Here is a 328-nt window from a genome sequence, read left to right on the forward strand (position 1 = left end):
GTATCAAGATGGCCAGGATCAAAATCACCACCAGAAAGCGGCGGCGTCGCAGCAGCTTCATCGTTTCGTTTTGAACAAGTCCCACCATACTATGCCCCACGATTCTCCCCCCCTCCGGTAAGCATCAGGAAGAGGTCTTCCAGCGTATCCGTGTTAGCAGCAAATCCCAGCACAGGAATGTGTGCCGCAACCAACGCCTGGTTCGCCTCGCTGACTCGTTCCACATCCATCCTGCATTTTACCCGCTCATCCGCCGTCTGCCATGTTTCGGTTACATAAGGCAGGGTTTGCAGCAAGTCGATGCCCGCTTTCATCTTCTCCACAGGGA

Annotated in this window: 1 pseudogene; it reads right to left on the bottom strand. The window is 54.6% G+C overall.

Annotated features, from left to right (window positions below):
* Positions 1–89 precede the first annotated feature (89 nt).
* Positions 90–328 (bottom strand): annotated as a pseudogene (locus tag MXD62_RS10765) (ABC transporter ATP-binding protein); the annotation flags it as partial.

The organism is Frankia sp. Mgl5 (genome assembly GCF_023242985.1).
In the GTDB taxonomy this organism is placed as follows: domain Bacteria; phylum Actinomycetota; class Actinomycetes; order Frankiales; family Frankiaceae; genus Parafrankia; species Parafrankia soli.